Here is a 9,771-nt window from a genome sequence, read left to right as displayed (position 1 = left end):
TGGGATCAGTGGGCAAATTCCGTCGACAGACTTCCGAGATGACAGAGTGGTCCCAGGTCTTGCCACTTCGAGTTTTAATTTCAAGGTCATTGAGGTTGCAAGCAATGGAACTGAAGCTCATGCCTGAGTGCCTTAGATTTAGGATTCGGCGGACCACTTGAATCTCCGTCGGGTGTATGTGAAGCCTGCCATCAAGGTACGCGTATCCGTATGGCGGGTTCCCAGCCATCGAGCGTTTCTGTCTTGTAGCTTTGCCTTCCGTGGTCCAAAGACTTGGCCGCAGTGGGACCTTGGCTTTTAATAAAATGGACCTTACACTTGTCTTTGGAATGCCAAGACGAGTTCCGACTTGCTTGGTTGAAAGCCCTGACTTATAAAGAACTATTGCGTTTTGGACCTTAGTACTGTTTAATTCGGAATGTCGGGAATATGGAAGTACCAGTATTCCATGAGGAATTTCTGGTGCGTCCATTGTCAAATCGCGCCGACCATTTTTCTATCGAGTGACTAAGACTGGCACTTGAACTTCTCTAATAACTTTTCCTGTTATTTTTCCAAATGAATGAAGAAACTCTTTATGCTGATGTGGTTTGAGCACGATGAGGTCAAAGCTATTGCTTCGCTTTAGTATTGACGAGACTGCTTCTCCTTTGATCATTTTGAGATTGATCTTGGGATGTGTTTTTTGAAATTTTTTAACTGCTACATTAGCATTTGTTATAATCTTGCGATTGTTTTCAATCCAGCCCTCGTAATAAAGAATCGGAAGTGGTGCTTGGCATACAAATAAAGCCTCTACATGGGGTGCCTTGCCATTAACAAAACGACCTGCAGTATCGAGTGCTGAATCCGTTGCGCGCATCAAATCATGGGGCACTAGGATTCGTTTTGGTTCAACAATTTGATTGCCCCTTTGAATCCAAACTGGAACTGGTGATCGCAAAGCTAATCTTTCGGCTGTGCTTCCCAAAAGAAATCGGGAGATCGGTGAATTTCCCTTGTAACCGACAATGAGAAGAGGATCACGTAATTTTTTGGCAATTCTGATGAGCTCTCGCTCAGGAACTCCATAAGTAACAATGCTCTTGGTTGTTTGTTCATTAAGTTTGTAATGCTGATTTAATTTCTGCTTCAGTTTACTCGTGGCGATAGCTTCAGTTGGAAATGCCAAAGGTACGTCCAGCATTTGTGAGGGATCATATGAAACATACACGGCAGTTAGCTGTGCATTATAGAGTTGAGCCAATGTTTGCGCTTGGCGTAATACTTTCTTTGAGTAGGGCGAAAAATCTAATCCAACTATGATTGATTTGAATCCATGTTTTGTCATAAATGTTGCTCCTTATATCTATCTTTCATTGCAACAGGGATACCTAAGCCATCTAGCGTACTGTTGTCATAGCGGGTTTTATGGGGACAGTTTTGATGAGGTTTGTGACATATTGTCATGGGTGATTAGACGCGCTTAACTTTCTCTACGCTGGACTTGAGCCCCTCGATTTTTAGAAATGTCGCTTTCGATATCACCCATTTCTTTTTCTAAGTGTCCAAGTTCTGGCGCTAATAACACACTTACGAAAAGAGCCATGTAGGACCAAAGAAAAAGTGAGCCGACTAACATCATACCGAGACTCAATACTTTGCCCATTGGCGTTACGGGGACAACAGTTCCATATCCAATCGTCGTCATGATTCCAATACTCCACGAAAGGCTGTCTAAAAACGATGTGATATCTGGGCAACTGGAAGTGGGCATAAGAATTTGAGACAATTTGTCAATTGAGGTTGTGTGATTGTCTCAAATTTCAGATTCAAAATAATTCAAGACAATTTATGTAAGCAGTACGTCAAGATGTCTCGTTAGTTTACCTTCAAATCAAAATAATAGGCTCACCGAGCTTGGCACGTGATGCGCAATTAAAAATGTTAGGAGGTTTGAACAAATGAAAACTCAAGTTGGATATTGGATGACAAAGCATCCTATTAAAATTGATCTCAATGAAGATGTAAAAATAGCCGCTGACATTATGAAGCAGGAGACTATCAGTCATCTTCTGGTTTTTGATTCGGGGTGGCTATTCGGAATTCTTTCAAATACGGATCTCGAACTTGTTGATAAAATAAAAAAACGATTTCAAGGCGTGGAACGCCCACCCCAAATAACAGTGGGTGATTTGATGTCACGCAGTCCGGTGACAATCAGCGAGAATGCCGGAATGAATGAAGCTATTAGAATAATGAAAGACAAAAATTTTAGAAGTCTTCCTGTGATCAATGAAAACAACGTCGTAGTGGGAATTATCACCCAAACAGACGTTATGCGTTTTGCGTTAGTGGCTTCTCAATGCATGGATAACCATGGTTCCTACTCTAAAATAATGAGTAGCGCTTGAGACATTTATGTAAATGCTATGACAAAATGTCCCATAAAGGCTAAAAACATGCCTTTAAAGCTAATATATAAGCTTTAAAGCATGGCATACACCATGCTCCTATAAAACCTTGAACACGCAAATATCTAACTGAGTTTTGAGAGGAAAACAGATGGCCATTCAAAAACGAGTTGCCGTAGTTGATGACGATGCTGAGATGGGAAGTCTTGTGAAAGACCTTCTCACAGGTGAAGGTTACCAGGTGACCCGTTTTTCGTCAGTAGCGGAAGCTCTTGTGCAATTTAAAAAAGAGCAACCTCAAATCGTTGTCACAGATCTTCGCATGAAAGACGTCGATGGAATGATGTTCCTTAAAAAACTCCAGTCAGATTTTCCGAACATTGTTTCAATCATGATGACCGCTTTTGGTTCTATCGAAACTGCTATTGAAGCCATGAAACTTGGCGCATATCACTATATTGTCAAACCATTTAAAAATGATGAAATGATCTTGCTTACGAAGCGCGCTATGGAAAGAGCGCAGCTTGTGAACGAAAATAAGCTTCTCCGAAAAGAACTTAAAAAAGAATTTAATATTGAATCTATCATTGGCAAAAGTCCTGCTATGTTTGAGCTTTTTGATCTCGTGAAAAGAGTGGCTCCGGCAACTGCTAATGTTTTGGTCAAAGGCGAAAGTGGTTCGGGAAAAGAATTGGTTGCCAAAGCTATTCATAATTTGGGTTCTCGCAAGAAAGCTCCGTTTATTCCCATCAATTGCACAGCCATTCCTGAACAGCTTTTAGAGAGTGAACTCTTTGGCCATGTGAAGGGTTCTTTCACAGGAGCCATTTCAGATAAGAAGGGCCTGTTCGAAGAGGCCGATGGTGGAACATTATTCTTGGACGAAATTGGTGACTTAAGTACCACGCTTCAAGCGAAACTTTTGCGTGTGCTTCAAGATAAACAAATTAGAGCCGTTGGTGGTAGTGGTCTTAAATCTGTTGATGTGAGAATCATCGCTGCCACTCATAGAGATCTCAAAGCCATGGTACAAGAAGGTAAATTTCGGGAAGATTTATTTTATAGGCTTAACGTCTTACCGGTCTATGTTCCAGCTTTAAGAGAACGTACCCAAGATATCCCATTGTTAGTGGAATATTTTATTTCTAAATTTGCACTTCAAAATAGATCTCGCGCTCGTGGCGTGACTTCTGAAGCCATGGCAAAACTTATGGCACACCCTTGGCCCGGAAATGTGCGAGAACTTGAAAATGTTATGGAGCGCGCCGTTGTCTTAAGCCAATCGGAACTTTTAACTGAGCAGGAAATTATGGGTAGCGCTGTTGAATCGGCCAGAGAAAGTTTTCAACAGCTCTATTCTGACAATCCAACTTTAGATAAATTAGAAGAGCGCTACATTAAACTCATTTTAGCTCAAGTAGGTCACAAAAAAGATTCTGCCGCAAATATTCTTGGCGTAAACCGCCGCACTCTTTATCGTAAAGAAAAACTCTACGGACTTGTTACGGAAAATATTCAAGAATATGAGGACGCCAAGGAATCTGAAACTAAAAAACCGTACTGACAAGATGTCGCCTCTCTTGAGACAATTTGTCATATGCGATTACTTCAATGCACTTTCGTTTAGATCTCAGGATGGCATAAGAACTGCTCAAGAGAGTGATAAGAAAAAAGGGGCAGTCATAGATGATACAAAATAGCAATGTTCAACAGCGAGATTTCTTCAATCAACCACGCAAGGTAAGTTTTCAAAAATCAGAAGTAGAAAAACAGATGCAGTTATTCTCAAGTGTTGTGGAGCAAACCGCAGATATGGTGCTTGTGACAGATCAAGATGGCGTCATTGAGTATGTGAATCCTTCCTTTGAGAAAATGACCGGTTATTCGAAGAAAGAAGTCATTGGATTAACACCCAAAATTTTGAAATCAGGGCAGAATAATCCTCAAATTTATAAAATTCTTTGGAACACGATTCTATCGGGCCAGACTTTCAATGCTGTTCTCATTAATAAAAAGAAAAATGGAGAGCTCTTTTATACCGAAAAAACCATCAGCCCACTGTTTGATGACAGTAATCAAGTTCAACACTTTGTCTCTACAGATCGTGATGTCACTGAACAGAAAAAAGCGGAAGAATCATTGGAGAAAAAAGCAATAGCTTTAGAGAGGGCTAATGCTGAATTGGAGCAGTTTACAAACATTGCGTCTCATGATCTTCGAGAGCCCCTGAGAACCATCACCACCTATCTTCAGCTTATTGAGAGGAAAAACGCGAAAACTCTAGATCAAGAATCGCTCGGATATATGAATTTCACGATTGATGCGGCAAAACGCATGCGTGATCTCATTGATGACTTGTTGTCTTATTCAAAGATCGGAAGAGAAAAGCTTGTTCTCCAAAAAACCAATTGTAATGACATTTTAAATAATATTAAGGCTAATCTACAGACTACTATTACGGAAAAAGGTGCGGAAATAACCAGTGAAGAGCTACCCGTCATCAATGCTGATCCTTCTTTCTTGTCACAGTTACTTCAAAATCTAATTGCCAATGCCCTCAAATATAGCAACGGTAGAAAACCTAATATTCAAATCAAAGCTGAGCCTTCAGATGGTAACTGGTTATTTTCAGTCAAGGATAATGGGATAGGCATTACGCGGGAGTCTTATGAGCGTATTTTTAAAATGTTCAAAAGGCTTCACTCAACCAGTGAATACACTGGAACGGGCATTGGTTTGGCCATTTGCAAAAAGATTGTCGAAGAGCACGGTGGCAGGATTTGGCTAGAATCAACTGTTGGTGAGGGTTCAACTTTTTATTTTACGATGCCTAGCTGATTGACCACTGGTAAGTATACCTGAGACATATATGAATCCAAAAATGACAAAATGTCTCATCACTAGGTTTATAAGCAAGGTAACAGTTTCCTGTGGCAACATTTCTCGGCACTAGAATTGAAGTCTTTTAAAAGTATGAAAACAACTATCATTATCGCATCCATGATTTTACTCCCCGGTTTTGCCAATGCATGCGGTTTTTGCAAAGGCGACAAAGCGGCCTCTGTTTATTCTTATGAAAATAAAAAAAAGGCAGAGAAGCGAGGAGCAAATTATGTGAGTGCGGAGATAGCTGGTATTAGTTCCGAATCAGAATTCAAACTTGCGTTGAGGGCATTAAAAACAATTGAAGGTGTTGTTCCTGAAAGTGTTAACGGCTCATTTGAGCAAAAGGCAGTCAGTTTTATTCATGAGAAAGACATAGATTTTTCAAATATTGAGGAAGCGTTTTTTAAAAAAAATCCTGCAACAAATTTAAAGAAAGTTTCAGAGATCAACTAAACGGAGGAATTTTGTATGAGTAAGTATAGTGTAATATTTTTGGCGTTGGGTGCTGTTGTTCTACTAGGTGCTGTAGGGACTAATAACGGAAATAAATCTTTTGATACAAAAGATATGACCTATGGAGGTCCTGAGGCAAAGATCACTGCGTCCATTCTTCCTGGTCCAATTATGGAGGGAGCTACCTCATTACCAAATGCACCGAAGCTCGCAAGCACTCGAGAGCTCACAGTGCGACTCGATGTTACTCATAAAATTCAAGAAGTCGCTGATGGTGTGAAAATGCTCATGTGGACATTTGGTGGAGAAATCCCTGGTCCTACGGTTCGTGTGAGGCAAGGTGATAAAATCCATTTCATTATGGCCAACAGAAGTACTGAAACAGCAAAAATTGCCCCACCTATGCCTCACTCAATGGACTTTCATGCTTCGATGGTGAGTCCTCAAGACAAGTTCAGAGCACTTTTGCCTAATCAAACTTTAGAATTTGATTTTGTGGCAAATTATCCAGGTGTTTATATGTATCATTGCGGCACACCCATGATTCTGCATCATTTGGCAATGGGCATGTACGGGGTTGTCATCGTCGAACCTAGAGAGGGATATCCTACAAAAGTTGATCGTGAATACGTGATCGTTCAATCTGAGTTTTATCCGAGTGACAAAACTGATAAAAAAACTGGTTTAAGAGAATTAGATATGGCCGCTGTTAAAACAAAAAGAGCTTCAGTTGTCGCATTCAACGGCAAAGCCATGAGGCACGTGAGTGAACCTCTCATCGCAAAGGTCGGTGAAAGAGTGCGATTATTTGTCTTAAACGCTGGTCCAAGCGGTACGTCAAGCTTTCATGTCGTTGGAACAATTTGGGATCGCGTATGGTTTGATGGAATTCCTCACAATGAATTCAGAGGAGGGCAATCGGTCCTTTTGGGAGCCAGCAATTCGGCTATTGTAGAATTTGTGATTCCTGAAAAAGGAAAATACGTCATGGTCGATCATGAATTCGCTGATGCTAATGCAGGGGCCATAGGTTTGATCGATGCCACAGACGATAAAGGAGCAAAATGATGAGGCAGCATTTATTAGTGTTCACTTTGACGTTGGGAATATTTGTTCCCACGTCAAGTTTGGCTCAAGATTTTAAAAAAGCGACGCCTCAGCTTCTTGAAAAAGGCAAGGCCTCATACATGATAAACTGTCTCACTTGTCACGGCGAAAAAGGTGATGGCAACGGGGTGGCAGGTCAATATATGAATCCAAAGCCTCGCGATTTCGCAAAAGCTAAATTCAAGAAAGGCAAAAAGCCTGAGCAAATATTTAACACCTTAACGAAAGGCATGGACGGCACATCTATGGCGAGCTTTGCTAGTCTTTCAGAGGAAGAGCGTTGGGCTGTCGCCCACTATGTTCTTTCATTCACTAAAAGAAAATAGTTTTTAAAGATCAGCAGTTATCATCATGTGATGATCCCGATCGGAGATAGATCATTTTTCTCACGAAAATAATTCCCCATATCGAAAATCCTATTAGCCAGGCAATCGCTGCATAAAAAATATGTGAATTATATGTGGAAGGAAGGAATCCGGCCGCAACCCGCGTGAGAGTCGCCAATGCCACCAACGAGGCTCCTATAAGTAATGCTTTTGATTTTTTTTCTAATTTTAAGTCATGGCCGCCGTGAGCAAGTGTCACTCGTGAGGCAATCATCATGGTCATCAAGCTAAAGCCACCAATGAACAGCAAGTGCATAAAATGAATATAGTAATCAGGGAATACCGCAGCTCCCAAAAGACCCAACGGAACACACCACGATGCTATCCAAATCCAAAATGCGAGCCATGTTCGAGCAAGTGGTACACGTAATATTTTCCAATCGTAAATAGCGACAGGTATTACTGCCAATGCCCTTAAGAATCTGCCGAGCCTAGCGTCGATAAAAGCCTCAATCAAAAATGAAATGATCAGAGCGACAGCAACAAGACTGAGACGCTGAAATGATTTTTTATGGGAACCTGGCATAAACATCTCATCCCAACCAGCTAAGACTGGGATCAGCTTGCTTCCTACTCCGATGATCAGACTGAGCATAAAACCTTGGTAGTATAAAAGTTGCCCAAAGATGCTCGATGCTCCTGTTAGGAGGCTCAATTCACTTAATAAGATAATGACAGTTCCAAAGAGACCCGAGGCAATGCCAATTGGAATAAAGATAAATGAGTTAGGTAAATCCAATTGACGTTTATTGAATCTTCTCAATCCAAAAAATACTAGAGATAAAATATTGATGATTAAAATGAATCTAAAAGTTTTTATCTGACCACTAAATCCAGCTACAAGCATGAGACTCGATAAGACCGTGGTAATCAGTATCTCTTTTTCTGTCGCGGACGCGGAGCCTGTGAACTTTGGGATAGCCGTCATTAAAAATCCGCAAGCGAAAAGAAAAAGAAATCCACCTATCATCACAGTGGCATGAAGAAGGCCAGGGTATAATTGAATTGCACCTATCTCAAAGAAGGTCCAAAGTGCGATTCCCCATAGACCAAAGATGAGGCCTAGAGGGAAAAAAACCCTATATGGCTCCCATCGTAGCAATGCGCATCTAAAGCGCACGGACTTCATGACAATGGGTTTGAGGCTGAGTGAATGGAACACCTGATGTTTCACTTCTGTTTAGAGGGCATTTTTTTGGATTGCAAGCAAACGCAATCAATCGATCATCGGCAAAACTTGGATTTTTGTCACGAAACTCATCTTGAAATCTTACGTCGTGCCAAGCCCCAAGCTGTAAAGAAATATTATTAGCCAGTTTTGTCATGAGTTGACTGATGTTATCTGCAACGTCAACGGCTCCAAACTGAGCGGCAGTTGTTCGTATCCTCAAAACGCCAGAGAAGACACTCCCGGTTTTGCTAATGCACGCACAACAAAAACTATCAGAAGGCCCCTTATGAGTTAATTGACTTGAGAAAATTCCTGTTATTTTGCCGCCGCACTGAGATACGGTTGAATGGGGCCAACGCTTTTCACTTGCTCATCATTTGTATCTTCAATCTTAGCCACATGTACTGAATGATTTCTCACAACGAGCACCGGGCAATCGGCTTGTCTGATAACCTTTCTGGTTTCGCTTCCAAGAATTGTTGAAGCCAGTGGTCCGCTTTGCGCCGCCATAACAATAATGTCACTCCAGTTGGTTTTCGCGTAGCTGAGTATTTCACGTGCAATTCCCTGTCCTGCTCTCTTGACAACTGCCTGAGCAGGCACTCCGGCTGATTTCGCTTTTTGCACAAGCTTTCGGGCTTCTCTTTTGCTTTCCGACTCGATTTTGTTGCTGTATGAAGGGAAAGCGACCCACCCGCCGCCCATAGCGAGCGCTCCCGCCTGAATGAGTGGTTCCATAAGATCAACGCAGACATTAAAAACTGTAACCTTGGCGCCCAATTGCGATGCAATCAACAGGGCCTGATTTAATGTCTCTCGACTACTCTCACTAAAGTCTGTTGGAAATAATACTTTAGAATATTTGCGAATCTGTCGGCATTGAGGGCTTATTACCAGCACTGGCGTACGAGCCGTTAATAGCAGTGTTTCTGCAAAACTACCCATCACGGCTCTAGCGAGACGTTTGCGACCATGGGTGCTAACAATAATAAGTTCGGCCCCATGCATCTGTGCATATTCGTCTAAGATTGTGGTTCCTTTCGTCGTCGACCATCCGGCTTGCGAAATGATTTGTGGCGCCCCGATGCCGGGTATTTCAAGTGCGCTTGTTATTTCATTTATTTTTTCTTCAGCAGCTTTTTTCATGATCTGATCGAACTCAGTTTTTATTTTTCCGCTAAAAAGACTTTGATCTGAAGCTAAGACATAAACCGGCTCAACTTCAACCTGTGAATGGCTTGAGATCATTTCAATAAATTCTGCCACTCTCTTTGTGGATTTATTAGAATGATCAAATGGATTAATTGCCCATACAATTTTTTTTAACGTTTTAGTTGATGACATTTTTCACCTCTCCTTTTCCTTAATGCATGGC

11 protein-coding genes are annotated in these 9,771 nt (G+C 41.4%); 6 read left to right on the top strand and 5 right to left on the bottom strand.

Annotated features, from left to right (window positions below; translation table 11 throughout):
* Positions 1-496 precede the first annotated feature (496 nt).
* A complete protein-coding gene (locus tag SGI74_13960; protein ID MDZ4678598.1) occupies positions 497-1,330 on the bottom strand; it encodes a universal stress protein in 834 nt (277 codons plus the stop codon).
* A 135-nt stretch (positions 1,331-1,465) separates the two neighbouring features.
* Positions 1,466-1,756, bottom strand: coding sequence for a potassium channel family protein (locus SGI74_13955; GenBank protein ID MDZ4678597.1), 291 nt, complete (start codon positions 1,754-1,756; stop codon positions 1,466-1,468).
* A 187-nt stretch (positions 1,757-1,943) separates the two neighbouring features.
* On the opposite strand from SGI74_13955, the gene SGI74_13950 reads away from it, so the two are divergent.
* From SGI74_13950 to SGI74_13925, 6 genes are all read left to right on the top strand, one after another.
* Entirely contained in the window at positions 1,944-2,393 is a 450-nt protein-coding gene (locus tag SGI74_13950; protein ID MDZ4678596.1) for a CBS domain-containing protein, read from the top strand.
* 151 nt (positions 2,394-2,544) lie between these two features.
* Positions 2,545-3,957, top strand: a complete 1,413-nt coding sequence (locus SGI74_13945; protein MDZ4678595.1) for a sigma-54 dependent transcriptional regulator — start codon at positions 2,545-2,547, stop codon at positions 3,955-3,957.
* A 122-nt stretch (positions 3,958-4,079) separates the two neighbouring features.
* The gene (locus SGI74_13940; protein MDZ4678594.1) at positions 4,080-5,231 is read left to right on the top strand and encodes an ATP-binding protein; all 1,152 of its coding nucleotides are present in this window, start codon (positions 4,080-4,082) and stop codon (positions 5,229-5,231) included.
* A 135-nt stretch (positions 5,232-5,366) separates the two neighbouring features.
* Positions 5,367-5,732, top strand: coding sequence for a hypothetical protein (locus SGI74_13935; GenBank protein MDZ4678593.1), 366 nt, complete (start codon positions 5,367-5,369; stop codon positions 5,730-5,732).
* Positions 5,733-5,747: 15 nt separating this feature from the next.
* The gene (locus SGI74_13930; protein MDZ4678592.1) at positions 5,748-6,800 is read left to right on the top strand and encodes a multicopper oxidase domain-containing protein; all 1,053 of its coding nucleotides are present in this window, start codon (positions 5,748-5,750) and stop codon (positions 6,798-6,800) included.
* Positions 6,800-7,165 (top strand): cytochrome c, encoded by a 366-nt coding sequence (locus SGI74_13925; protein ID MDZ4678591.1) that lies wholly within the window; start codon positions 6,800-6,802, stop codon positions 7,163-7,165. The genes SGI74_13930 and SGI74_13925 overlap by 1 nt, the downstream gene beginning before the upstream one ends.
* A 10-nt stretch (positions 7,166-7,175) precedes the next feature.
* Here the strand turns inward: SGI74_13925 and SGI74_13920 are convergent, their stop codons facing one another.
* The 3 genes from SGI74_13920 to SGI74_13910 all read right to left on the bottom strand — a co-directional run bounded on the left by SGI74_13920 (position 7,176) and on the right by SGI74_13910 (position 9,740).
* Positions 7,176-8,354 carry an NnrS family protein gene (locus SGI74_13920; GenBank protein MDZ4678590.1) on the bottom strand — a complete coding sequence of 393 codons (1,179 nt, stop codon included), beginning with the start codon at positions 8,352-8,354 and terminating at the stop codon, positions 7,176-7,178.
* Positions 8,335-8,616, bottom strand: coding sequence for a hypothetical protein (locus SGI74_13915; GenBank protein MDZ4678589.1), 282 nt, complete (start codon positions 8,614-8,616; stop codon positions 8,335-8,337). The genes SGI74_13920 and SGI74_13915 overlap by 20 nt, the downstream gene beginning before the upstream one ends.
* Before the next feature lie 95 nt (positions 8,617-8,711).
* Positions 8,712-9,740 carry a universal stress protein gene (locus SGI74_13910; GenBank protein MDZ4678588.1) on the bottom strand — a complete coding sequence of 343 codons (1,029 nt, stop codon included), beginning with the start codon at positions 9,738-9,740 and terminating at the stop codon, positions 8,712-8,714.
* Positions 9,741-9,771: the final 31 nt, after the last annotated feature.

It is taken from the genome of Oligoflexia bacterium, assembly GCA_034439615.1.
GTDB lineage: Bacteria > Bdellovibrionota > Bdellovibrionia > JABDDW01 > JABDDW01 > JAWXAT01.
Note: the sequence above shows the minus strand (reverse complement) of the source record. Positions and strands in the feature narration are given on the sequence as shown.